This window comes from Prevotella heparinolytica (genome assembly GCF_004342845.1).
In the GTDB taxonomy this organism is placed as follows: Bacteria; Bacteroidota; Bacteroidia; order Bacteroidales; family Bacteroidaceae; genus Bacteroides; species Bacteroides heparinolyticus.
The window spans coordinates 1-24410 of sequence record NZ_SLXB01000012.1; the positions used below are offsets into that span (position 1 = coordinate 1).

At 45.1% G+C, this 24410-nt stretch carries 15 protein-coding genes; 5 read left to right on the forward strand and 10 right to left on the reverse strand.

Annotated features, from left to right (window positions below):
- Window positions 1-111: 111 nt before the first annotated feature.
- The 6 genes from EV202_RS07400 to EV202_RS07425 all read right to left on the reverse strand — a co-directional run bounded on the left by EV202_RS07400 (window position 112) and on the right by EV202_RS07425 (window position 9639).
- The gene (locus tag EV202_RS07400) at window positions 112-1929 is read right to left on the reverse strand and encodes a DUF4091 domain-containing protein (protein ID WP_131926435.1); all 1818 of its coding nucleotides are present in this window, start codon (window positions 1927-1929) and stop codon (window positions 112-114) included.
- A 72-nt stretch (window positions 1930-2001) separates the two neighbouring features.
- Window positions 2002-3516: a RagB/SusD family nutrient uptake outer membrane protein gene (locus EV202_RS07405; RefSeq protein ID WP_131926438.1), complete on the reverse strand. Its 1515-nt coding sequence runs from the start codon at window positions 3514-3516 to the stop codon at window positions 2002-2004.
- 13 nt (window positions 3517-3529) lie between these two features.
- A complete protein-coding gene (locus EV202_RS07410) occupies window positions 3530-6886 on the reverse strand; it encodes a TonB-dependent receptor (RefSeq protein WP_131926523.1) in 3357 nt (1118 codons plus the stop codon).
- A 148-nt stretch (window positions 6887-7034) separates the two neighbouring features.
- A complete protein-coding gene (locus EV202_RS07415) occupies window positions 7035-7970 on the reverse strand; it encodes a FecR family protein (protein ID WP_131926440.1) in 936 nt (311 codons plus the stop codon).
- A gap of 58 nt (window positions 7971-8028) precedes the next feature.
- The gene (locus EV202_RS07420) at window positions 8029-8607 is read right to left on the reverse strand and encodes an RNA polymerase sigma-70 factor (RefSeq protein ID WP_131926442.1); all 579 of its coding nucleotides are present in this window, start codon (window positions 8605-8607) and stop codon (window positions 8029-8031) included.
- Window positions 8608-8727: 120 nt separating this feature from the next.
- A complete protein-coding gene (locus tag EV202_RS07425; protein WP_131926444.1) occupies window positions 8728-9639 on the reverse strand; it encodes a DMT family transporter in 912 nt (303 codons plus the stop codon).
- Between the two features lie 169 nt (window positions 9640-9808).
- Between EV202_RS07425 and EV202_RS07430 the strand changes: the two genes are divergently transcribed.
- The 3 genes from EV202_RS07430 to EV202_RS07440 all read left to right on the forward strand — a co-directional run bounded on the left by EV202_RS07430 (window position 9809) and on the right by EV202_RS07440 (window position 13292).
- Window positions 9809-10639, forward strand: coding sequence for an AAA family ATPase (locus EV202_RS07430; protein ID WP_131926446.1), 831 nt, complete (start codon window positions 9809-9811; stop codon window positions 10637-10639).
- A 72-nt stretch (window positions 10640-10711) separates the two neighbouring features.
- A complete protein-coding gene (locus tag EV202_RS07435) occupies window positions 10712-11731 on the forward strand; it encodes a DUF4435 domain-containing protein (RefSeq protein WP_131926525.1) in 1020 nt (339 codons plus the stop codon).
- 295 nt (window positions 11732-12026) lie between these two features.
- Window positions 12027-13292 carry a mechanosensitive ion channel family protein gene (locus EV202_RS07440; protein WP_131926448.1) on the forward strand — a complete coding sequence of 422 codons (1266 nt, stop codon included), beginning with the start codon at window positions 12027-12029 and terminating at the stop codon, window positions 13290-13292.
- 120 nt (window positions 13293-13412) lie between these two features.
- Here EV202_RS07440 and EV202_RS07445 read toward each other — a convergent pair whose 3' ends face one another.
- From EV202_RS07445 to EV202_RS07460, 4 genes are all read right to left on the reverse strand, one after another.
- The gene (locus EV202_RS07445; RefSeq protein ID WP_106069972.1) at window positions 13413-14864 is read right to left on the reverse strand and encodes a TrkH family potassium uptake protein; all 1452 of its coding nucleotides are present in this window, start codon (window positions 14862-14864) and stop codon (window positions 13413-13415) included.
- A gap of 42 nt (window positions 14865-14906) precedes the next feature.
- Complete coding sequence (gene trkA / locus EV202_RS07450) at window positions 14907-16247, reverse strand: Trk system potassium transporter TrkA (RefSeq protein WP_106069973.1); 1341 nt, start codon at window positions 16245-16247, stop codon at window positions 14907-14909.
- Between the two features lie 4 nt (window positions 16248-16251).
- Entirely contained in the window at window positions 16252-18153 is a 1902-nt protein-coding gene (gene dxs / locus EV202_RS07455) for a 1-deoxy-D-xylulose-5-phosphate synthase (protein WP_131926450.1), read from the reverse strand.
- A gap of 174 nt (window positions 18154-18327) precedes the next feature.
- Window positions 18328-20496, reverse strand: coding sequence for a DUF4842 domain-containing protein (locus EV202_RS07460; protein ID WP_131926452.1), 2169 nt, complete (start codon window positions 20494-20496; stop codon window positions 18328-18330).
- Window positions 20497-20888: 392 nt separating this feature from the next.
- Between EV202_RS07460 and EV202_RS07465 the strand changes: the two genes are divergently transcribed.
- Both EV202_RS07465 and EV202_RS07470 read left to right on the forward strand, forming a co-directional pair.
- Window positions 20889-21884: a GSCFA domain-containing protein gene (locus EV202_RS07465; protein ID WP_131926454.1), complete on the forward strand. Its 996-nt coding sequence runs from the start codon at window positions 20889-20891 to the stop codon at window positions 21882-21884.
- Window positions 21860-24340 (forward strand): bifunctional UDP-N-acetylmuramoyl-tripeptide:D-alanyl-D-alanine ligase/alanine racemase, encoded by a 2481-nt coding sequence (locus tag EV202_RS07470; protein WP_131926456.1) that lies wholly within the window; start codon window positions 21860-21862, stop codon window positions 24338-24340. Before EV202_RS07465 ends, EV202_RS07470 begins: the two co-directional genes overlap by 25 nt.
- Window positions 24341-24410 lie beyond the last annotated feature (70 nt).

Sequence of the window (24410 nt, forward strand, 5' to 3'; positions counted from 1 at the left end):
AAATAAGGGGGCTTGTCCGAAAAAAGAAATACTCCCAACACGTAATAGTTAACGAGTTGGGAGTAGATAATTATGGTTTAGCGGACAGTAATAATATAATATGCAGGTATATTATTCGTTGAATATCGCCTTGGCCTGTTTTATCACTGCGAAGGCAGGCGTTGTGCGTAGTGTCTTCTCATCGAAAAGCTTCAATGCTTTTTCTATCCTTCTCAGTCCGGCACGATTGTTCGTGCGGGTATATTCCTCTTTCAGAATCCTGATTTTTTCAAAAGCCTGAATGCCTGCTATCAGGTGCTCAAAGCGAAGCGAACTTCGGGCCCCCGGATAGATAAAGTAGGTATCACCTGCTGCCCAAGTATAAAAACGACTGTCTAACAGTGGTTCTATGACCCAACTGTTATAAGCCCAGCGCAGATACCCGTCCAGTCCCTCTTTGGCTGCATACCAACCGAGCCATTCACTCTCTGCCGGTGGGCTGAATGTGAATGTGTTGGGATAAGGCTCTTCGCAACAGGTGTAGAAGGTAGTAACTTTGCCTTCGGCTTTTCGCCGGGCTTTCATCGCTTCCGGATATTTCATGCGCAGTGCCACACAATAGTCGTTCAACTCTTCCGATAGTTCTTCGTGCAATGCACCGGCCAGAGAGACTTTAAAGTCAGGGTCTGCCTTGCGGATGACTTTCAACGTCTCTTTCATTACTTCCATTGGGCGTTCGTCCATGGAGATGTGGGTGATTGAAAACCATCCTTTTTCCTTTAGGTGGGCGGAAAATGATTTTAGCATTGCCAGCCACATCTCTTCGTATGCAGGCTCACCCGGCTTGGTTTGTATTTCCCGTAAACTGTTGGTGGCTTGGTCGAAGTATTGAAAAGACAGCCGCCAGGGTACCATGGAGTAGCAGTTTATTTCTTTCGTAATGCCCAATCCCATCATGAACTCCACCCAACGGTCGAATACGGTATAGTCGAAACTCCATGAACCATCGGCTTTCTTTATCCATGTCACCATCGTTTCAAAGTAATCGTAGGTCTGCCCGTTCCATGGCTTGTGCATGATTGATGTGGTAATAACTTTCCCACCGGCATCCCTGTAAAGTTCCATGTAGGGACGCATGCATTCCAAGTGTTCACGGCTCCAGAGCGGTACTTGGTGGTAACGGGCAATGGCGAATGGGTTTTGCCAAAGATCCAGATGGAACTTCCAGTCGGAGGGTTGTGGCAACACCCGCTCCTTTACGTTGACTCTCAAGTTCAGTGTGCCTATTCTTCCAGTGGCGTCTTTCACGGTTACGATTCCCTGATAAGTGCCGGGAACGGCATCTTGGGGAATCCGGATAGACAGCCAACCGCTTTGGGTGGTACATTTGTTTATGTCCAGTTCTTTAGATAAGTGGTCTATCGGATCGGCTACCAATGTAGAATCGAAAGCCGCGGCATTTGGACGGGCACCACAGCCACCGTTGCCGTCTTTGTTCAGCTCGTCCGTCATGACGTAGCGGACAAATCCGGATAAGATACACTCATGCCTTATAAGATCTTTCTTGTTGCTATGAGCTAAATCTTCCATGGAAAAAGAAAGTCTTGCTAACGGACGGTCTGCCCAGACAACCCATTGGGCGGAGATGCGTTCGCCTCTCCACGCCGTAAGCTCCAGCCCTTTTTGAGGTCTGGTGATGGGAGCCGGCGCTTCTTTCTTATAACGGATATGTGTCTCTCCCCAGCTGAGGTTTATCCCTTTTACTTTGCGCCATACAGCCGGATCGGTCGGGGTGGGGTTAGGTAGTTCTTTGTAAGAAGATAAGGGGAAAGGCGGTTGTTCGGTAGGCTGTCCGGAATGAGTGACCCCTGAACTGTTTTGGGCGAATCCACTGATGGAGAATACGACCCCGCATAGCAATGTAAATACTGTTTTTTTCATACTAAGCATAATGTTTGCAAATGTAATAATAAAATGGTCGCAAATCTTATTTTTGCATGATTGCGACCATTTTATTCCTATTTACCAATCTTCATTTTGGGTACAGAGCAGATTCGTTTGTATTTCTTTTGCTGGGATGGGCAAATAGTAATGTCGTTTTTGAAAATTAGCGAAACGCAAAGGATCTTGGTCTTTTAATTCTTTTTCCAATATCCCCCAACGTCGCAAATCATAGAAACGCTCACCTTCCTTGAAAAACTCAATTGCTCTTTGATGGATTAATTCCTTTTTTACCGAAGAATCATCTGTATTTCCTGAGTAAGGTAATAAATTCCCTCCACGAGTACGAATTTGATTGATATAACTGATGGCGGCAGGAATGTTTTTCATGTTTAACTCACATTCTGCTAATAATAAAATGACATCAGCAAAACGCATTGCCCGTTCATTTATATAAGATGGAATAGTCTCCACCTCCTGTTCTCGGGTAGTAGCGTTTTGATATTTTAATATCCAATAGGAGGCCAACGATTCTTTGTTGTTTTTAAAAACTTCTTGAAAAGGTTTCATATAATACATACACCCTGGATAGTTCCATGCTACAGAAGTCCGGGCACGATAATCATATCCTCCATCGGCAGCTTTTTCCTGTAGGAAAATGTTCATCATCTTTTTTGTAGGTTTTGCTTCAAACCATCCTCCTACTTCTCCGGCGGCATATTCGACCGCAATGGTAGTAGACTGTGCAGAGTTGGCTGTCTCACCGTTATCCCATTGGTCTGAGCCACCTACCGGTTCGTAAAGGATTTCAAAAATACTCTCGGAATTATTTTCATGGGCCTCATCGAAGTTCCAAGTGAAATCTTCTACCAGCTTATATGTGTAAGGTGATTTTGTCAATGGCTCCAAAACTTTTTTGGCCTCTTCCCATCTTTCTTGATATACATATAGCTTTCCTAAATAGGCGTATGAAGTTCCTTTGGTGGGCTTCCCCTTTACATTTTCCAGTGGCAGTAATTGGGCAGACTCAATAAAGTCTTTTTCTGCTTGGGCATATATTTCTTTTTGGGAGGACTTTTTTAATTGAAAGGTAGAAGGGTCTTGAGAGGCCTCCATACGTAAAGGTACATCTCCAAACTCTTTAGCTAATTGAAAATAATACATACCGCGAATGAATGAAGCTTCGCCACGTATCATTTTTATGAATTCTTCCGGAAATTTTTTCCCTTCTATTTCTTTCAGAATAGAGTTAGCGCGATATATGGCATTATAAAACTGATAGAAGATATTCTGAGCCACCGAATTGTTCGGATCGTTTGTGAAACGGTGCATCGAATAAATAGGTTGAATATCGTTACGGAATTCTATATCGTCTGCGCGACTGATGCGAACCATCAGACCGCGAGTACCATAGTAACCCCCATTCCAGTTTTTCAGTGGAGTATAACAAGAAGTAATTGCTCTTTTGAAATCTGCTTCTGTTTTCCAAAAAGTGTCGTCCGTAGGTTTATTGGGGTTGGTTATATCCAGTTGCCCCTCGCAACCGCCCAGCATGAAAGCTATAAAGGCTAATATAATATATTTATAGGTCTTCATTGTGAATTGTTTTTTAGAATGTTAGATTTAATCCCATCATAAATACCCGGTTTATGGGATAAATAAAGTTATCGAAGCCACGAGAAGTAGCACTTTGAGAATTATTGATATCTGGTGTGTATCCACTATATCCTGTTATTGTGAATAAATTCTCTGCATTAACATAAATACGGCATTTCTGAATTTTATCTTTAAACCAATATGTTGGTAGTGTATACCCAACCTGTATGTTACGCATGCGGAAGAAAGAACCGTTCTCAAGGAAACGATCGCTGGATGGGCGAGTATTCTGATTGGGATCATCCCAAACCAAACGTGGATGAGAGGCATTGGGATTATTCGGTGTCCAATAGTCTAATGTAGAATTCAAGAAATTAGTTCCTTTATTCACACCTTCCAACTCCAAACGGGTTCCATTATAAATTTTGTTACCAAATACTCCTTGAAATCCCAATAAAATATCGAAGCCTTTCCAAGTTGCATTGAAATTTAGCCCCATGGTTATCGTTGGGAATGGGCTGCCACAATAGATACGGTCGGCATCCGTAATTTTTCCATCATTGTTAGTATCTCTGAAGCGAATGTCTCCTGGTTTGGCATTGGGTTGAATCAATTTTCCCTCTTTGGCATAGGCTGAAATTTCTGCTTCGTTTTGGAATAACCCATCAGTCGGGATTAACCAAAAACCGCCAATGGGATAACCTGCTAATGTACGGGTTGTAGCCACATTTGTACGGTTCTTTCCACCCTCGATAACTTGGTTGGCATCTCCCATTGCAATAACTTCATTCTTCATGGCATTACTGGTAAAAGTGATTCCGTAGGAGAAGTCTTTGCGAGGAACATCATTCCAACCGATGGTCCATTCAACTCCTGTATTCTTTATTTTCCCAGCATTGCGAATTGGGTCATTTGCACCACCGGTTGAGACAGGTATGGGTACTGTGAGGAGAATATCTTTTGTGTTCTTGCGATACCAATCTCCGGTCAGTGTCAGGCGAGAGTTAAAGAATGCCAAATCTACTCCGACATTCGTCATTGCCGTTGATTCCCATTTAATGGTAGGATTTGCAAAGTCCTTTGGGAAGGCACCGCTATATAATCCTCCGTTGCCATCCGGATAATTGATGTTGGAGGTTACGACACTTGTGTACATGTAATTATCAATTTCTTGATTTCCTAATATTCCATATCCACCTCTGACTTTAAATTGATCTAACCAATTTCGGGTGTTTTTCATGAAATGTTCTTCTGATACATTCCATCCCACCGATACGGATGGGAAATGCCCATAGCGATTGTTCTTTGCAAATTTTGAAGAACCGTCCCTACGGTAGGTCGCTGTGATTAGATAACGATTATCATAAGAATAGAATATTCGGGAAATGATAGAGGTTAATGCACTCTCATTTTTTGACGTATCATTCATTCGATCTTTGGTGGCCGAACCGACTTCGTGGATACCATCAGGTAATCCTTTACCGGAAGCCATGATATAGCGAGTGCGGTATTTTTGGTAAGAGTAACCTAACAATGCACTAAATTTATGTTTTCCGAAAGATTGGTCAAGAGACAATAAATTCTCGATCAGGAAATTATCATGATTATAACGAGTTTCTTGCATGTTGGAAATCATGTTGTTGCGCATTCCGAAATCATAAACGTTTTCATAAGTTGTATGCCGTTCGAAAGAAAAATCCGGTGTAGCATTCAAACGGTACTTCAATCCAAATGGTAATTTTATTTCGGCGTATAAATTAAGATAGGCACTATATGTATTTGAAGTGCGTGATGTTAAATTCTCATCTAAAATACCCAATGGGTTGGGGATATCAGTGGCATCCCCAAATACCTTGCCGTAGCCTCCTTTGTCATTCTCTGGATCAAATTTTTGCAAAGAGGGAATAGACTGGAGAATGATTCCTAAAAAGCCTCCACGCGCAAAGGCATATAACGGATTGTTCTGATGTGCACTGAAGACGACATTGTTACCGAATGTAAAAAATCCCCGCTTATATTCAGATTTAAACTGGAGATTATATCTTTTGTAATTTGTTCCTTTTATGGTACCATCTTGATTAATATAACCTAAGCCGATATAATAGGTGAAAAAGTTTGTACCTCCACGAATAGTTACATTATAATTCTGCATTAGTGCAGGTTTCATCATGATATCCTGCCAGTTATTATCTTCTTTAATATTTTGACTCATATCCAAAGGGGCAGCACTAATTGCCTGACGGGAAACTGTAGTCAACTTGGACCATTCATTCGCATTCAGCATATCTAAATATTTAGATGGGGTTTGCACTCCGATATTGGCCGAAAAGTCGATAATGGGTTTACCTTCAGTATTGGATCCGGACTTTGTTGTTACGATAATTACACCGTTAGCTGCGCGTGAACCATAAATAGCAGCGGAAGAGGCGTCCTTTAAAACGTCGATACTCTTGATGTCATTCGGGTTTATATGATCTATACTGTTCATATACATGCCGTCAACGATATAAAGAGGTGTGGCATTATTCAGCGTGCCGATGCCGCGAATCATAATGCGTACGCCCGAACCTGGAGCACCACCTTGCGATACAACATCTACGCCAGCTATTTTCCCTTGCAGTGCCTGACCAATGTTGGTGTTGCTTTGGGTTGTCAGTTTTTCAGTGTTGATATTGGCCACAGAGCCTGTTAAGTCTGCTTTCTTCTGTACGCCATATCCAATAACAACCACTTCTTCAAGTGCCTTCGTATCTTCTTTCAATAAAACATGTATTTCTTTTTGATTGTTGATTGTTATTTCTTGTGTGAAGTAACCGATATAAGAAATCTCGATGACCGATTTTGTTTCGGCTTCTATTGTAAAGCTTCCGTCTGTATCAGTGATTGTACCTATTGTTGTTCCTTTTATACGAATATTAGCTCCGATAATAGGTTCACCATTTATGTCTGCTACAGTTCCGGTTATAGTTCTTCTCTGTTGTAAAGCATTGCTTTCTTTGACTTCTTTCGTCGTAAGAATTATGTGGGTACCTTCCAATTGATAATTGATGCCGGTTCCTGACAGTATCCTATCCAGCACTTGTACTACAGCCTCATTATTAGCTTTTACGGAAATTTTCCTGTTAATGTCTACTTGATTATTGTAAATGAAAAGATAATCTGTTTGGTTTTCTATTTCATTCAGGATCTTATCCAGCTTGACATTACTCATACGGATATTGATTCTTACATTTTGAGAATAGGCATGTCCTGCATACGAATAGAATACACAAACCATCAATAGGAAAGTGGAAATTCTCATAATTCTAAAGATTTGTTTAAATCGAGGATTTTTAAGGTGATTTTTCCTCGACAAAGTGTTATTTTTCATATCTTTGTATTGATTTGAATATAAATTTGATTGAAAAGTTTGTTTTGAATCCATGCCGGTAGGTGCGGCAACACTTACTGGCATTCTTTGTCTAATAAGGTTAACTTGTGTTTTTTCTCATGGGCTATTTTTTTAGAGTTAGTATCGATTAGTTGATATAGATGATTCCTTCATCATAATCTTTTTCATATTTGAAGTGGATATCTCGTTGCAGTACTCTTAAAGCATAGTCTATACCGTCTGATTGACGAAACTTGCCCGTATAAGAATATTTGAGAACATCAGAATTATTGATAATAATCCGAATATCGTAATATTGTTCGAATTTTTCCATAATGGTTTGGAATAATTCATTTTTGAAGCATATCAACCCCTCTTTCCATCGGTAAGGATTGAAATCATTTACTTTGTCTATTTTTAGTTTTCCGTTTGTTGCGTATACTTTGTGGCCGGGGCTTAAGATTATTGTCTGTTCAGGAGATTCTTGTGAGCTGACTCTTACATGACCTTTCATTAAAGTTGTCTCGAATATATTCCGATTTGGGTAAGCGTTTACGTTAAATTGTGTGCCTAAAACTTCAATGTCATATTTATCAGTTTGTACAACAAAGGGAATTTTTTGATTCTTTGCTATGTCAAAAAAAGCTTCTCCTTTTAAAGAAACTATTCGTTGTTTCTTATTGAATGTGACCGGATATTGTAAAGTTGTACGGGCATTCAGCCATACATTGCTCCCATCGGGAAGGATGATGTTGGTACGCTGACCTGCTGGTACAGAGACCGTATTTATTGCAACGACCTCTTTACTTGATTTATATTCTTGATATAAATAGTTAAAAGCAAGTGTTAATATAACGATTGCAGAGACTTTTAACCATTGATGTATAATTCGGGGAGTACGTCTTGCTGAAATCTTTTTTATCGTATTTCGGTCGTCATGTAATATGAGTGCATCGAATAATCTGCGTTCTTTGTAAAAGGTGCGTCGGTTTTCTTCTGAAGCTTCCATCCACAACCTTATATTCATGCCTTCTTCAACAGAGGTTCTTCCTGAATAAAAACGATGTAACTTTTCTCTTTCCATTTATTAATACTACATTTTAAGGCTTTCATATATAACAGCACTTCTGGATAACACATTCCTAGTGGCATTTCATAAAAAAATAGAGAAAAAACGGAAAATAGTCTTTTAGGTTGGTTTGAAGCATTTTCAATGCTTTACTTATATGAAAGTCCACTCCTTTAGGGGTGATGTTCATAAGTGTGGCTATTTCTTTATATGATTTATTCTCATAACGATTTAGCATAAAAATGGTACGGGTTCTTTCAGACATATCGGCAAGAGTCTGTTCTACGAGTGTTTGTATTTCAGAAATAAATAGCTCATATGGTTCACATGCCTGCAAAGTAGCGATTCGGGTATTCAATTCCCATTCATAATAATCTTTTATCCTGTCAGAATATTCGTCCTGAATTTGTTGATGACGCAAATAGTTCAAACATTTATTTTTTATTATTGTGAGTATATAGGCAGGTACATTAGAGTCTTTGCTTAAAGAATGCCTGTTCTCCCAATAAACCATTATTGCTTCAATGGTTATATCTTCTGCCGCAGTCAAGTCTCTAAGATAAGTATTGGCAAAACGTACGAAGCGTTTTTGAAATTCCTCATAAAGCTGGTTAAAAGAGATAATATCGTCTTTATGACTCTCTATCTGCATGTTTATTACTCATTATAGTTGTGTTACAGTGAATGCAAAAATACGTTTTTTGATTGGTAATACAATTGCTTGTCCGCTTTTAACTCATGAGAGCATGGCGAAAATATGAGCGTTGTCTTTCTATAACTCTTTCCCTTCCTTCTCAAAATCTTTGCGTGACTTGCTTTGGGTCATAATATACACACCGAGGAATACCAGGGCGATGGCTACTCCCTTTTCCGGACTGAAAACTCCCAAGCCTAAAATGATGGCGACAGTAGAGGCTACAATGGGTTGCATGTAGTTGTACATGCTCACTACTGTGGGGCGTAGCAACCTTTGCGCACTCATTATAAAGATGTAGGCCAGGAAGCTTCCTCCCACGACTACGTATCCCACTTGCAGTAAGGCAGATGCGGATATTCCGCTCCATTCTATTGCTGCCACGTCGCGGTATGAAAAAGGAATGTAGCATATCGAGGCGTAGGCGAACATCCACTTGTTCAGTGTGATGGGGGAGTATCTTTGTGACAGTCCCTTGAATACGGTCAGGTATATGGAGAAACTGATTTGGGCTGCCAGGCAAAGCAAATCGCCGAAGATGCTACCATTGCCGTTAGCGGCTGCCCGGCTACTTGTGATGAGTATCAGTGCTCCCAAAGCTCCCACGAAGATACCCAACACTTTTTTGTTGGTGACCGGCTTTTTCAGATAGATGGCGGCCACAACCATGGTGACAATGGGTAGGGTGGTCGTTACAATGGAGGCATTGATGGGCGAGGTCATGGATAATCCAAAGATATAGACTCCCTGGTTGAAGACGAGGGCAAAGAGTGCGGCAAAAAACATTTTCAGTAGGTCCCGATGCTCCACTTGTTCGCGCTTGCAGAACAACGAGAGCAACCAGAAGCAAGCTGCTGCGCCTACCATGCGAAAAGTAGTGACGGATAACGGAGAAAATTCCGTCAGGGCCGATTTGCCTATGGGGGCCATTAATCCCCATAGAATGTTTGCGCTAAGGGCAAACAGGTGTCCTTGAATATCCTTTTTCATGTTCTCTCCTATTTACGGATACAAAAGAACGACATTTTTTGAAAGCAGGAAATCTTTAGTGCCATGCTCTTCCCGGAAACAGAAAAAAAACTCAAAACAATTTCTTTATTCGGTCTACACATTATTCAAGTATTTTCAGTAAGTTTGCTTTTGATTAAAAAGAGAAACCATGGAAGTACAAGCCAATTACATCAAACGTATCGAGATACACGGGTTGTGGCACCGGTATGATATTGCGTGGGAACTGCGTCCCGATGTCAATATCCTGTCGGGCATCAACGGGGTGGGGAAGACAACCATCTTGAACCGTGCGGTCAATTATCTGGAGCAGACGTCGGGTGCTGTGAAGAGTGACGAGAAGAACGGAGTACGCATATCCTTCGATAATCCGAAGGCGACATTTATTCCCTACGATGTAATTCGCAGTTACGACCGGCCGCTCGTCATGGGCGATTTTACTGCCCGCATGGCTGATGCCAATGTCCGATCGGAACTGGACTGGCAACTCTATCTGCTTCAGCGTCGCTATTTGGACTATCAGGTGAATATAGGCAATAAAATGATAGAACTGCTTGGCGGTGACGAGAAGCAGCGCAGCATGGCCCCCTCCCTTTCTCTTCCCAAGCGGAAATTCCAGGATATGATAGACAGCCTCTTCAGCTATACCCGCAAGAAGATAGATCGCAAAAGCAACGACATCGTGTTCTATCAAGATGATGAACGCCTCCTGCCCTACAAGCTTTCTTCCGGTGAGAAGCAGATGCTCGTCATCTTGCTGACTGTCTTGGTGAGCGACGGTAATCATTGCGTGCTTTTCATGGATGAGCCGGAAGCCTCCCTGCACATAGAATGGCAACAGAAGCTCATCGGCATGATACGCGACTTGAACCCCAATATCCAAGTTATTCTCTCCACCCATTCTCCTGCGGTCATTATGGAAGGCTGGCTGGATGCGGTGACAGAGGTTGAGGATATTTCGACAGAGATTAGCGGTCGTTAGTGTTTAGCGATAAGCCGCTGTCCCTGTCCCGATTGCTAACCACTAATCCCTAACCACCAACACTTGATTCACGTGGCCACTTCTTTAAGACATAATCTGACTTCCGCTTATTTGGATGCCGCTCATAAACTTGCGTCCAAGAGGGCACGCAGGCGTATTGTTGCGTATGTGGAAAGCTATGATGACATTGCTTTCTGGCGGACACTGCTATCTGAGTTTGAAAACGAGGAATGCTATTTCCAAGTGATGCTCCCCTCTGCCACTTCGCTGACCAAAGGCAAGAAGATGGTGTTGATGAATGCTTTGAACACGGCAGAGTTGGGGCGCAGCCTGATAGCTTGTGTAGACAGCGATTACGACTTCTTGTTGCAGGGGGCTACACGGGTGTCACATAAAATAAATAAAAACCCCTACATCTTCCAGACCTACGGCTATGCCATTGAGAATTACCGCTGCTTTGCGGAAAGCCTGCATGAGGTATGCGTACAAGCCACATTGAACGACCGGCATGTACTTGATTTCCCGGCTTTCCTGAGGCGTTATTCGCAGATTGCCTATCCGCTGTTCCTGTGGAATGTGTGGTTTTATCGCAGGCACGACCTGCATACTTTTCCGATGTACGACTTCAATGCCTGTGTGCGCCTGCGCGAGATAAACCTGCGCCATCCTTACCGTAGTTTGGACGAGATGCAACAGAGAGTATCAGATAAGCTTACCGAACTGCGATCCCGGTTTCCGGAAGACATCGAGTCTGTGGAACAACTGGGCGCAGAACTGGAACGCTTGGGATTGACGCCCGACAATACCTATCTTTACATACAAGGACACCATGTCATGGATTCGGTGGTGATGAAAATCCTCGTGCCGGTATGTGCATTGCTGCGTCGTGAGCGTGAACAGGAAATCAAGCGGTTGGCCGAACACAACGAGCAGTTTCGCAACGAGCTGACGGGCTATGAAAACAGTCAGATCAATGTGTCCGTGATGCTGAAGAAAAACAGTGCCTACAAGAACCTTTACCTCTATCAGTGGCTGAAAGAAGATATAAGGGAATTCCTTGAACGCTCTTCCGATGCCGGCAGACGGAGATAAAGGTGTTTTGAAATATTGGTTGGCGAAACAGGCTTTGTTCTCTTCCGATAGAGGTTGGGATATTGTATTGTTTATTACTACTGACGTTATCCGGATTGTAATATCGAGCGTCGTATAGTCAAAAAAACTTGCAGAAATGGGCGGTGAAACCAAACAATTCCGTACTTTTGCTTTCTGCGAACATTGCGGGCCCGTTTGTTTTGTACCCCCGTCGTTATATAATGATAATTGAACTTATGCTTCGGCCCGTATTTACCGGCTTATAATTGATTAAACTCACGCTGAATATCCGATCATGGAAATACTGAAGAATATAGATCAGCTCTTGGTCTCTTGGGGCATGTCTCCCTCTTTGGCCGATACGCTCGACCAGTTTGTGGCATTTGCAGTGGTACTGATTATCGCTTTCACGGCAGATGCTTTGTGCCGTGGCATCCTGCTCAGGATAGTGCCCCGTTTGGTCAAGCGGACCAAGGCCTCTTGGGATGATATTGTCTTCGACCGCAAAGTGATGGTACACCTGAGCCGTATGGCGGCTCCTGTCATTATCTTCTACTTCGTGCCGGTGGCCTTTGCCGAGACAAACTCTTTTACGCTGGACTTAATCCTGCGTTTCTGCCGCATTTACATCATTATTTCTCTGCTTAGTTTCATCAACTCCCTGCTGAAGGCCGTCTATAACGTTTACAGCGAGCGCGAGCAGTTTCGTGACCGTCCGTTGAAAGGGATGCTCCAAACGATGCAGGTTATCCTTTGGTTTGTGGGAATCATCATCGTGGTGAGCATACTCATCGGTAAGTCTCCCCTTTCGTTGTTGGCAGGTTTGGGTGCTTCGGCAGCCATACTGATGTTGGTGTTCAAGGACAGCATCATGGGCTTTGTGTCGGGCGTGCAGCTTTCGGCCAACGATATGCTGAAGGTGGGCGACTGGATTGCGATGCCCAAGTACGGCGCCGACGGTACGGTGATAGAGGTGACGCTGAATACCGTGAAGGTACGCAACTGGGACAATACCATTACCACCATTCCTCCCTACCTGCTTGTAAGCGACTCCTTTCAGAATTGGCGCGGCATGCGCGAAAGCGGAGGACGGCGTGTGAAGCGCTCCATCAACATAGACATGACCAGCGTCAAGTTCTGCACTCCGGAGATGCTGGATAAGTATCGCAAGATTCGTTTGCTGAAAGATTATGTGGATCAGACGGAGCAGGTGGTAAAGCAATATAACGAGGAGCACGGCATCGATAATTCCATTCTTGTCAACGGGCGCCGCCAGACCAACTTAGGGGTGTTCCGTGCCTATCTCACCGCTTATTTGCAGAGCCTTCCCGATATCAATCAGGAGCTGACCTGCATGGTCCGTCAATTGCAACCTACCGACCACGGCATACCGATGGAACTCTATTTCTTCTGCGCCCTTAAAGACTGGGTGCCTTACGAAGCTGTGCAGTCTGATGTCTTCGACCACGTGCTGGCCATCATTCCTGAATTTGATTTGCAGGTGTTCCAGTCACCCTCTGGAAGAGATTTCCGGCAGGCGTTCTCGGCCGACATGAGCTGAGATATCGGGAAAAGCAATCGGCTTGATAATACACGGCATCAGGCAGGCGTTTCGAGAGGCCTGTTTGTCTTGCATGCTGCAAGTCTGTTGCTTTATCGTATTAAAGTCCGTTCCCGTTCATCAGTTGCGTTTCCAGAAGTCGGGAGTGAAAAGCAACAATACGGTGAATAGTTCCAGACGCCCCAGCAACATCAGCAGCGAGCAGACCCACTTGGCTGCATCGGGCAGTGCGTTCCACGAAAAGGCGGGGCCGAAAGCTCCCAGTCCGGGACCTGTATTGCCGATGCTTGATATTACTACGCCTATTGATTCGGTCAGCGGTATCTCCAGCCCCATCAATATCAGTATGCAGGCAAAACAAATCAAAAGGATAAGGAAAGTGAAAGCAAGTACCGTGGATTGCAGCGTAGGGGCAATCACCTGCTTGTTTATCCTTATCGGCAATACGGCGTTGGGATGCAGCAACCGCTTGAACTCGTTTTTCATCACACGAACCAGAATGACGATGCGGATGCACTTCATACCTCCCGAGGTGCTGCCTGCGCAAGCACCTATCAGCATCAGTATGGGCATCATTCCCCATGCCATTGTCGGCCACGTCATATAGTCGTTGGTAGCAAAACCGGTGGAAGTCTGGATGGAAATCACTTGGAAGAGCGATGTGCGGAAAGCGGTCTCAGCATCAAGGGTGGTTTTCAGGTAGAGAATAGCGAAGATGGACAACGTGAATCCTACGATGCACCAGAAGTAGAACTTCAGCTCGGCATCGTGAAACGTCTTCTTGAAGTGTCCGGTGACGAACAGCAATATCAATGTGAAGTTGATGCCGGAAATAAACATGAATAGCGACAATACATATTCTATGTAGGGCGAACAGTAGTAGGCTATACTTGCCGTCCGTGTAGAAAAGCCTCCCGTACCGGTGGCGGCAAAAGCATGACAAACGCTGTCGAACCAACTCATGCCCCCGATGGCAAGAAGGAGTGTAGCTATCAAAGTCAACCCCGTATAAATACTCCATATCCAGCGTGCGGTGATGCCGATGCGAGGGTGTACCTTGTCGTGCGTGGGGCCGCTGGCTTCGGCGGCAAAGACCTGTACGCCGTTGATGCCGAAGATGGGCAATACGGCAATGGTGAACAAGATTATGCCTAATCCGCCTATCCATTGCGTCATGCTGCGCCAGAAGAGCAGCCCGTGGGGCAAATCTTCCACCTTTTCCAGAATGGTGGAGCCGGTGCTGCTCACGCCCGACATGGTTTCAAAGAATGCGTTCGTGATACTGGGAATATATCCGCTGAGGTAAAAAGGCAACATGCCGAAGGCGGAGAAAATAATCCAGGCCAATGACACGATGAGGTATCCTTCGCGGCGTGTCAGTTGCCGTTCGGCGTTTCTTCCGAAAAGTGCCAGTATCATGCCCGTACCGGTGGTGATACATGCCGTGTAGAGGAATGCTGGCAAATCGTTTTCACCGTAAAACAGTGATACACCTGTGCACAGCAGTATCATGGCTGTTTCTATCAAAAGCAAATCCCCCAGCACTTTACATATCATCTTCTTGTGTATCATAACGTTTTATGGGCAGCATGTCATCGTAGCGACGTGCTTTCTTTAGTTGAAGTATTTCTCAATTTTCTTAATCATCATACTCAGGCAGAATACCACTACATGGTCGCCCGGCTTTATCTCTGTATTACCCGTTACGACCAGACCCTCGCCGTTTCTGATTAGTCCTCCGATGGTGGTTCCTTTCGGTAAACCGAGGTCTTTTACCGGATGTCTGGTTATTTTGGAGCCTTCTTTCACCGTGAACTCCGCCACGTCAGCGTTGGCAAAGGTCAGACTTTTTACGTTGCTTACGTCCGCATCCAGCATCATCTGGTAGATGTGGCTGGCGGCAATCATTTTCTTATTGATCACGGTGCCGATGTCCAGGCTCTCCGCCATGCCTATATAGTCGATATTCTCCACTTCCGCCACCGTCTTGCTCACTCCCATGCGTTTGGCTGCCAGACAGGCAAGAATATTGGTCTCGGAGTTCCCGGTCAGAGCCACAAAAGCCTCTGTATTGGCCAGCCCCTCTTCGAGGAGCAGATCCATGTCGCGGCCGTCTCCATTGATAATCATGGTTTTGTCGTCCAGCAATTCTGTCAGGCGGTTGCAGCGAGGCAGATCGTTTTCCACGATCTTCACCTGCATGTAGTCGGGCACATACTGCGCCGTACGCACGGCAATCCGGCTACCTCCCATAATCATCACGTTGCGTACGTCGGCATAGTCTTCCTTGCCGGTTATCTTGCGGATGTAGGGGATGTATTTCCGGGTAGTGGTGAAGTAGACAATGTCATACAACTTGATGGTGTCGTTGCCTCGTGGGATGAGGGTTTCACCACCGCGTTTAATGGCTACTATGTGATAGGGCAGTTCCGAGTTTCCCAATTCGTACAGGGGTATGTCCAGTATTTCAGCTTTCTCGCGCATCTTGGCACCGATCAGTATGAGGGCTCCTCCACAGAACTCCCACCATTGGCGCACCCAGCTCATTCGGATGGACGATACGATCTCTTTGGCGGCAAGCATTTCGGGGTAAATCAGCGAGTCTACTCCCAGCGTCTTGAAAAACTCTTTGTTCTTGGGCAGCAGATATTCGTAATTGTCAATGCGTGCCAGGGTCTTTTTTGCACCAAGGTTGGTTGCCAGCATACAGGCAGTCATGTTTCGGCTCTCATCCGGAGTGACGGCAATGAATAGGTCAGCTTCACCCGTACCCACTTCTTTCAAACCTTTTATGGAGGTGGGCGATGCGGTGACTGTCATCAAGTCGAAGTTGGAGCTTAGTGTGCTCAACCTCTCTTCATCGTCGTCCATCAGGATAATGTCCTGCTTTTCGCGAGACAGTAGTTTGGCCAAGTGTGTGCCTACTGCACCTGCTCCTGCAATGATTATCTTCACTTTTCTATTTCTTAATTAATTCTTTATAGATTCCTTCCTCATCCATTTTGCACAGATGATACAACTCTTGCACCGTGCCGTGCTCTATGAACGTATCGGGCACGCCAATCCGCTCTACCTGCGGGGTGTAGTCATGGTCGGCCATGAACTCCAGTACCGCGCTGCCCATGCCGCCTGTACGCATACCGTCTTCTATGGTGATGATGCGCCGGAAATTCCTTCCTGCCTCATGCAGTAAATCTTCGTCCAGGGGTTTGAGAAAACGCAAGTCATAGTGTGCAATGGAGATACCGTTCTCTTTCTCGGCACGCCCGATTGCACGTGCAGCGATATTGCCTATGGGACCGAGCGTGATGACGGCAAGGTCTTTCCCTTCCTTCAGCCTGCGCCCTTTGCCTACGGGAATTTCTTCCAGCGGACAGCGCCAGTCGGGCAATACGCCACGCCCGCGGGGATAGCGGATGACGAAAGGGCCCTTGTTCGGGAGTTGTGCCGTGTACATCAGCCGCCGCAACTCATGCTCATCCATTGGCGAAGAGATGGTCAGGTTGGGGATGGGACGGAAATAAGCAAGGTCGAAAACCCCGTGATGGGTAGGGCCGTCTTCGCCTACCAGTCCGGCACGGTCGAGACAGAGGACTACGGGGAGTTTCAGCAAGGCAATATCATGAATTACGTTGTCGTAAGCCCGTTGCATGAAAGAAGAATAGATATTGCAGAAAGGTTGCAGCCCTTCTTTGGCCATTCCGCCGGAGAAAGTGGCGGCATGCCCTTCGGCAATACCCACATCGAAAGCGCGCTGGGGCATGGCTTCCATCAACTTGTTCATGGAACAACCGGTGGGCATGGCGGGAGTGACACCTACAATCTTTGGATTCTGTTCGGCCAGTTCCAACAAAGTCTCGCCGAACACATCCTGGAAGAGGGGGGGGAGGTTGCTGGTGTCTGTAGTGATACGTTTGCCTGTCTCCGGATTGAACTTGCCGGGAGCATGCCAAATATCCGGTGCTTTTTCGGCAGGTTCGAAGCCTTTTCCTTTCACGGTATGCAGGTGCAGTATCTTGGGGCCTTTCATCCCTCTGATGTCTCGCAGAATGCGTGCGATGTTCTTCACGTCATGTCCGTTGACGGGGCCAAAGTAACGGATATTCATTCCTTCGAAAATATTCTGCTGTTGGGCAGCCATGGATTTCAGGCTGTTGGCAAAGCGTATGAGCGCTTTGCGACGCTCTTCGTTCAAGACGCCTATCTTGAATAATAGTTTGGATATTCTGAAGCGTAACTGATTGTACCGGTTGCTGGTTGTCAAGTTAAAGAGATACTGTTTCATCCCTCCTACACTATGGTCTATGGCCATGTCATTGTCGTTGAGGATGATAAGTAAGTTATTCGGGGTGGACGATGCATTGTTCAAACCCTCGAATGCCAACCCGCCACTCATGCTTCCGTCGCCGATGACTGCCACCACATGACGGTCTTTTTCTCCTTTCTTTTCGGCTGCCACTGCCATGCCGAGAGCTGCCGAGATGGAGTTTGAGGCATGTCCGCAGGTGAATGTATCATATTCGCTTTCTTCCGGTGAGGGGAAAGGACGAATACCTTTGAACTTCCGGTTGCTGGAAAAGACGTCGCGGCGTCCGGTCAGGATTTTGTGCCCGTAAGCCTGATGTCCCACGTCCCACACGATGCGGTCGTAGGGGGTATTATAAACGTAATGCAGGGCAACCGTGAGTTCTACCGTACCCAAAGAGGCGGCGAAATGTCCCGGATTGCATGAAACTTCCTTGATGATGTCTTGTCTCAACTCATCGCAGACCTCCGGTAGCTGATTGACGCTGAGACGGCGTAAATCTTCGGGAGAGTCAATCGTTTTGAGCAAGTTATATGCTGTAGGTTCTTTTTCCATCACTAGTTTGAAAGATTACGTTATGCAAAAATAGTAAAAGAAAACAGATAGAGGGAGGTTTTAGCGGAAAAAAGTGAATCCCCTTGCTCCGGCTTCCACTGTTGTGATGCAGGGGGCGGAGCAAAGGGATGATTATGCTTCTGCTTATGTTATAAGTGAAGTTGCTTTGGAAGATTAATATACTTTTCCGTTTATCGGTTCATTGTACCATGAAGCAGCTGCCGTAGCATCATTTGCCCATGCTGCAAAACCTGCATAAGCTTCCGTGATGACAACACGTTCTTTCGGCCATTTCCAGTTACTGCTTGCTATGCGGATGCCGTAAGGCACATCACCGGGTTTGAAGCCATCGGTGAAGTTAGGTATATGTCTTTCGATGCTTCCGTCTGTGATATAGAAGTCGCCATGTTCTGTCAAGGTGAAATTGCTTGCCACCTCAACGGTTATTTTTTTCTCTGTTCCGGTTGCTGTGCCGGTGTTGACAAGCGTACCTGCCGCAACACCCAAAGCCTCATGTACGTCGGCAAAGAGAGTCTGCTTCTGTCCGCTGTTGTTGAAACCTACCGCCAGCTTTTTTGTTGCTCCGGCAGCTTTCAGGGTTACGTCTATCACTTTCTTTCCATTCTTGTCGTAGGGGACAGATACATAGAGCACTACGTCGTTGAAGTCATAGTCGCCCACTTCCTTCATCATGTCTTCGAATGCGTAAGCGTAGGTTGCCGGAGTATCGTTGCCACCATTGTCTGGCTTGCTGTTGTAACCGGGATTACAATTAGAAGACGGGATGCTGATTTCTGCATTGTCGGCACCGGTCAGTTGGGCATCTCCTTCCCAAATGATATAATGTACGCTGCCGGAAAGGCCATCCTCGAAATGGTCGTTACAAGCCACGTATAGTTTACCATGATAGCCGATGGTATTTCCTTGTCCGTGTTTGTTTTGAACAGCTTTCCCAATTTTCAATACAGCGAAATCTTGGGCAGTAGCGTAGAATCCACCTTTATTGTAATTGTATGTGGCAGTACCTTTCACATTAAAGAAAGCCTTGCCTCCCATCACTACGCTTGCATTGTCCAAATACAAACTTCCGCATTCTGTATAAGCGCCTCCGTCCATCTTGAAAGCATTATTGGTAGTAGTAGATGAAGTATTTATTCTGAATTCATCTTCAACGTATAATTGGCAAGCGTTCAGTAGGTTGGAACTTGATGCCTCAATCTCCATTGTCTTGGTCTTGAAGTTACCCTGATTTTCCCATTTTTGATTAGTGCTACTTAAATGAGTCTTACCTGATATTGTAACTGTGCCGCTATTGTAGAAAGAACTGGAGCCTTGTGTCTCGAATGAAGAAGCAGTCATGGCTTCTTCGTTTACGAGAAGAGAATTGTAATTGGCAACAGTTACGGCATTTGTGACAGTGAGTGTGCCGTTGTTGTAAATATAGCCGCTTCCTGCTATATCCAATCTTTCGGTTTCTATTGTACCGGCATTATAGATTTTCGAATTAGAAGCTTGCAATTGTCCACTTTTAAGGATAAGTTTAGCATCTTTGCCAACGCTGATTACAGAACCGGATTGTCCTAATGAGTATCCGGAAGATGTCAAAGTAAGGGTTGCTCCGGAAAGTATATATAGCTTGGAGTTTTGCCCGATATACAGAGAACTTAACGTTACGTTTTCCGTGACATACATATTGGCATTGCTCCCCCAATTGTTGATGGAACTTACAGATGCCTTGATTTCATAATTCCCACTTGTTCCGATTTGTCCGTTTGTTTGTTGCAAGCCCAACTGTTTCACGGTTTCTCTTGTAGGGAACAGAGAAGCATCCGGTGCCGTGAAAGTAACGACAGTAGCTGTAGCTCTTGTTCTAACCGTGCCGGCGATATTGTTCACTCCCCCGAAAGAAACGACCATCTTGCTGTTTTCAACTAAAACAGGTTTTACCGAGCTATATCCCTTGCTGTCTACTTTCATCACATATACATACTGCTGCGCAGCCGGAATATCGAACTCAAAGCTTGCTGTTTTTCCATTGCTTACAGAGGTTGTGGCAAGCAGTGCAGCTTTACTGTCTTTGTTGTATGGATTGGCTGTATATACTTTAATGGTGTAAACTTCACCGGCTGTTTCGTTTACTGATACGGTCGCTTTGCAAACCGAACTTGTTTCCCAAGTCTGGTTAGGGTCAATGTCTTTTACGGGAAAAGCTTTTTTTGCTTGTTCCTTAATGGCGTCAGGATTGTAAACATCGTTTGATGAGTCACACCCTATGAATGTGAAAATTCCTCCGATAGCTAATATCGGCAGGATGCGGAAAAAATTCATCTTTTTACTTCTCATAATAATCCTATTGTATAAAATAATGTTGCATTATATAACTTGTTTCGCTCATAATGAGTGAATTTCATGCTGCAAATATACGAATTATATTATTAATAGAATCAAATAATCAACTTTATTGTTTAGATAATCAATATTTTTAGCAAATAAAGTATGTTTGCTTCATATCTTCTCCGTACCAACTCTGTATCAGGTTCGTTTCTATAGATACCTGAATTCTAAGACCTCAGGTATAGATATGGAGGAGGTGCAGAGTTGGTACGCCTCGGATAAGGATCGGGTGACCGGTCGAGGGCATTTTGCTATATGGACTTTTTTTATGGGAGAATGGTTCGGTGAGATGAATTATTTTTTCTAATTTTGTGTGTATAGAAGCGAAAAGTAAACTTGAAATGGCATTTTTTTATACTGCGACCGATATTCCCGATAATCTGCCTCGTTTGACACAGGCTGACCGTTTGATGCTGCTCGGCTCTTGTTTTGCTGCCAACATGGGGAGTAGGCTTCAGGATGCCAAATTTCATTGTGAAGTCAACCCCTATGGCGTGCTTTATAACCCGCATTCTATTTCTGCCGCTTTGCGTGAAATGTTGAGCGGGAAAGAATATGCGCAGGAAGATTTATTCCGATATCGCGGGCTTTGGCATAGCGCCATGCATCACGGCATGTTTTCGGCGGAAAAAGCAGAAGACGTGTTGGAAAGTATTAATCGGTGTTTGAGGAATGCCCGTGGAGTTTTGAAGAACGGTCCGGATTGCCTGCTCATCACTTTTGGCACCGCCTGGGTGTACGAAGAGAAAGCGACCGGCAGAGTGGTGGGCAATTGCCACAAGCTGCCGGAAAGGGAATTTACCCGTAGGAAACTCTCTGTGGAGGAAATTGTGTCAGACTATACTTCCTTATTATCCGAGATGTGGGTGAGTAATCCGAACTTAAAGGTATTGTTTACCGTCAGCCCCATACGCCATATACGCGACGGTATGCATGCCAGCCAGCTAAGTAAGGCTACATTGCTGCTGGCTATTGATGCTCTGCAAAAGACTTTTGTTGAAAATGTTTTTTACTTCCCGGCTTATGAGTTGCTGCTCGACGAGTTACGCGACTATCGTTTCTATGCCGAGGATATGGTGCATCCGTCCGAAGTGGCTGTGCGTTATATTTGGGAACGTTTCTCGAAGGCTTGTTTCACCACAGAAGCATTGCAAATAATGGAAGAAAGTGAAAACATACGTAAATCATTGTCTCATAAGCCGTTCTATCCATCCTCCGATGAGTATAAGCGTTTTTTAGGACAAATCGTGTTAAAAATAGACCAACTTAACGGAAAATATCCGTACTTAGATTTTCAAAATGAGAGAGATATATGTCATACTCGATTGAAAGCATAACTGAAAGTATCGGTGCGCGGCGTGTGGGGAATGCGCCGGCTACCATAGATTGGCTGCTTACCGACAGCCGTTCCTTGAATTTCCCCGAAGAAACGTTGTTTTTTGCTTTGACTACGAAACGAAATGACGGTGCACGTTATATCGCAGATTTGTATACCCGTGGAGTACGTAATTTTGTCGTTGGAGAAGAGGGCTTTGAGTATATTAAAAAAGAGCAGTCGGCAGATGCCAATTTTTTAGTGGTTTCCAATCCACTGAAAGCCTTGCAGAGGTTGGTGGAACTGCATCGAACCCGATTTCAGATTCCGGTTGTCGGCATTACCGGAAGTAACGGTAAGACCATTGTAAAAGAATGGCTGCATCAATTGCTCAGTCCCGAACGTGCCATTGTGCGCTCGCCTCGCAGTTACAATTCTCAGATAGGGGTGCCCTTGTCCGTATGGCAGATGAACGAGCAGTCGGAACTTGCCATCTTTGAGGCGGGTATATCGGAACCGGGAGAAATGCGTACGTTGCAAAATATCATCAAACCCACCATCGGGATTCTTACCAATATAGGAGGGGCTCATCAAGAGAATTTCTTCTCTTTGCAGGAGAAGTGCATGGAGAAACTCCTGCTATTCAAAAACTGCGATGTGGTGATTTACAATGGCGATGACGAGTTCATCAGTAACTGCGTGGCAAAGTCGATGCTTTCTGCACGTGAGATTGCATGGAGCCGGAAAGACATGGAGCGTCCTCTATATATAAATAAGGTGGAAAAGCAGGAAAACTGTACCGTAATTTCTTATCGGTATCTGGAGATGGACAACTCGTTCACATTGCCGTTTATTGATGATGCCGCTATTGAGAACTCGCTGAACTGTCTGGCAGCCTGTCTTTATCTGATGCTTCCTGCCGAACTGATAACAGAGCGTATGGCAAAATTGGAGCCTGTGGCCATGCGCCTGGAAGTGAAGGAAGGGAAGAACAACTGCCTGCTGATCAACGATAGTTACAATTCGGATCTTGGTTCGCTGGACATTGCCCTCGACTTCCTTTACCGTCGTTCACTATCCAAAGGTCTGAAACGAACATTGATCCTTTCTGATATCTTGGAGACCGGACAGAATACCTCAACCCTTTATCGTCAGGTAGCGCAGTTAGTGAGCAGTCGGGGCATTGAACGCATCATTGGTGTGGGCAGCGAGATATCTTCGTGTGCCACGCGTTTTAATATAGAGAAAGCGTTTTATCCCGACACGGCAACTCTGATGAGTGCGATTGCACAGGGCGAACTTCCTCTTGAGAATGAAATAATTTTGATAAAAGGTGCGCGTAAGTTCGGTTTTGATGCCTTGACGGAAATGCTGGAGAAGAAAGTGCACGAAACGATACTGGAGGTCAATCTTGGTGCCATGATAGCTAATCTGAACTATTACCGCAGCAAGCTGAAACCCGAAACCAAGATGGTGTGCATGGTGAAGGCCTCTGCTTATGGCGCCGGATCTTATGAAATAGCCAAGACGTTGCAAGAGCATCGTGTGGATTACCTTGCTGTGGCGGTTGCCGATGAAGGTTCGGAACTCCGTAAGGCGGGTATTACGGCCAACATCATCATCATGAATCCGGAGATGACCGCTTTCAAGACAATGTTCGATCATAAGCTGGAGCCGGAGGTATATAGCTTCCATCTGCTGGATGCTTTGATTAAAGAGGCGGAGAAGGAAGGTATAACAAACTTCCCTGTTCACATCAAGCTGGATACGGGGATGCACCGGCTGGGCTTCGCTCCCTCGGATATTCCCCGGCTGGTCGAAAGACTGAAAGGACAAGACGCCGTTATTGCCCGTTCTGTTTTCTCCCATCTTGTTGGGAGTGATTCACCGCAGTTCGATGCTTTTACACGTCGGCAGATTGAGACATTCGAATCGGCTTCGGCATGCTTGCAGGAGGCTTTCCCGCATAAGATACTCCGGCATATCTGCAATTCAGCCGGTATCGAACGCTTCTCCGGAGCACAGTTCGATATGGTACGTCTGGGTATCGGTCTTTATGGTATCAGCCCTATCGATAATTCCATCCTGAATAATGTAAGTACGCTGAAGACCACCATCCTCCAGATACGCGATGTCCCCGAAGAAGATACCGTAGGGTATAGCCGGAAAGGGCATCTTGCCCGTCCATCGCGCATCGCTGCCATCCCCATCGGTTATGCCGACGGCTTGAACCGTCATTTGGGCAACGGTAATGCCTATTGCTTGGTGAATGGCAAGCGGGCGGTGTATGTAGGCAATATCTGCATGGATGTCTGCATGATTGATGTGACCGATATTGACTGTAAGGAGGGCGACAGTGTGGAAATCTTCGGTGATAATTTACCGATAACGGCTCTTTCTGACGTACTTGACACGATTCCTTATGAGGTACTGACAAGTGTGTCTACACGGGTGAAGAGAGTCTATTATCAAGATTAGGGAGGAACATTAGGGCGTGTTGTTGCCGAAAACCATATTAAATTTTATCTTTGCATCAAATTAAATTCGA

Bases quoted from the DNA above. Each gene is read 5' to 3' on its own strand.
- EV202_RS07400 (WP_131926435.1), bottom strand. From the start codon at position 1,929: ATGCTTAGTATGAAAAAAACAGTATTTACATTGCTATGCGGGGTCGTA.
- EV202_RS07405 (WP_131926438.1), bottom strand. From the start codon at position 3,516: ATGAAGACCTATAAATATATTATATTAGCCTTTATAGCTTTCATGCTG.
- EV202_RS07410 (WP_131926523.1), bottom strand. From the start codon at position 6,886: ATGAAAAATAACACTTTGTCGAGGAAAAATCACCTTAAAAATCCTCGA.
- EV202_RS07415 (WP_131926440.1), bottom strand. From the start codon at position 7,970: ATGGAAAGAGAAAAGTTACATCGTTTTTATTCAGGAAGAACCTCTGTT.
- EV202_RS07420 (WP_131926442.1), bottom strand. From the start codon at position 8,607: ATGCAGATAGAGAGTCATAAAGACGATATTATCTCTTTTAACCAGCTT.
- EV202_RS07425 (WP_131926444.1), bottom strand. From the start codon at position 9,639: ATGAAAAAGGATATTCAAGGACACCTGTTTGCCCTTAGCGCAAACATT.
- EV202_RS07430 (WP_131926446.1), top strand. From the start codon at position 9,809: ATGGAAGTACAAGCCAATTACATCAAACGTATCGAGATACACGGGTTG.
- EV202_RS07440 (WP_131926448.1), top strand. From the start codon at position 12,027: ATGGAAATACTGAAGAATATAGATCAGCTCTTGGTCTCTTGGGGCATG.
- EV202_RS07445 (WP_106069972.1), bottom strand. From the start codon at position 14,864: ATGATACACAAGAAGATGATATGTAAAGTGCTGGGGGATTTGCTTTTG.
- dxs (WP_131926450.1), bottom strand. From the start codon at position 18,153: ATGGAAAAAGAACCTACAGCATATAACTTGCTCAAAACGATTGACTCT.
- EV202_RS07460 (WP_131926452.1), bottom strand. From the start codon at position 20,496: ATGAGAAGTAAAAAGATGAATTTTTTCCGCATCCTGCCGATATTAGCT.
- EV202_RS07465 (WP_131926454.1), top strand. From the start codon at position 20,889: ATGGCATTTTTTTATACTGCGACCGATATTCCCGATAATCTGCCTCGT.
- EV202_RS07470 (WP_131926456.1), top strand. From the start codon at position 21,860: ATGTCATACTCGATTGAAAGCATAACTGAAAGTATCGGTGCGCGGCGT.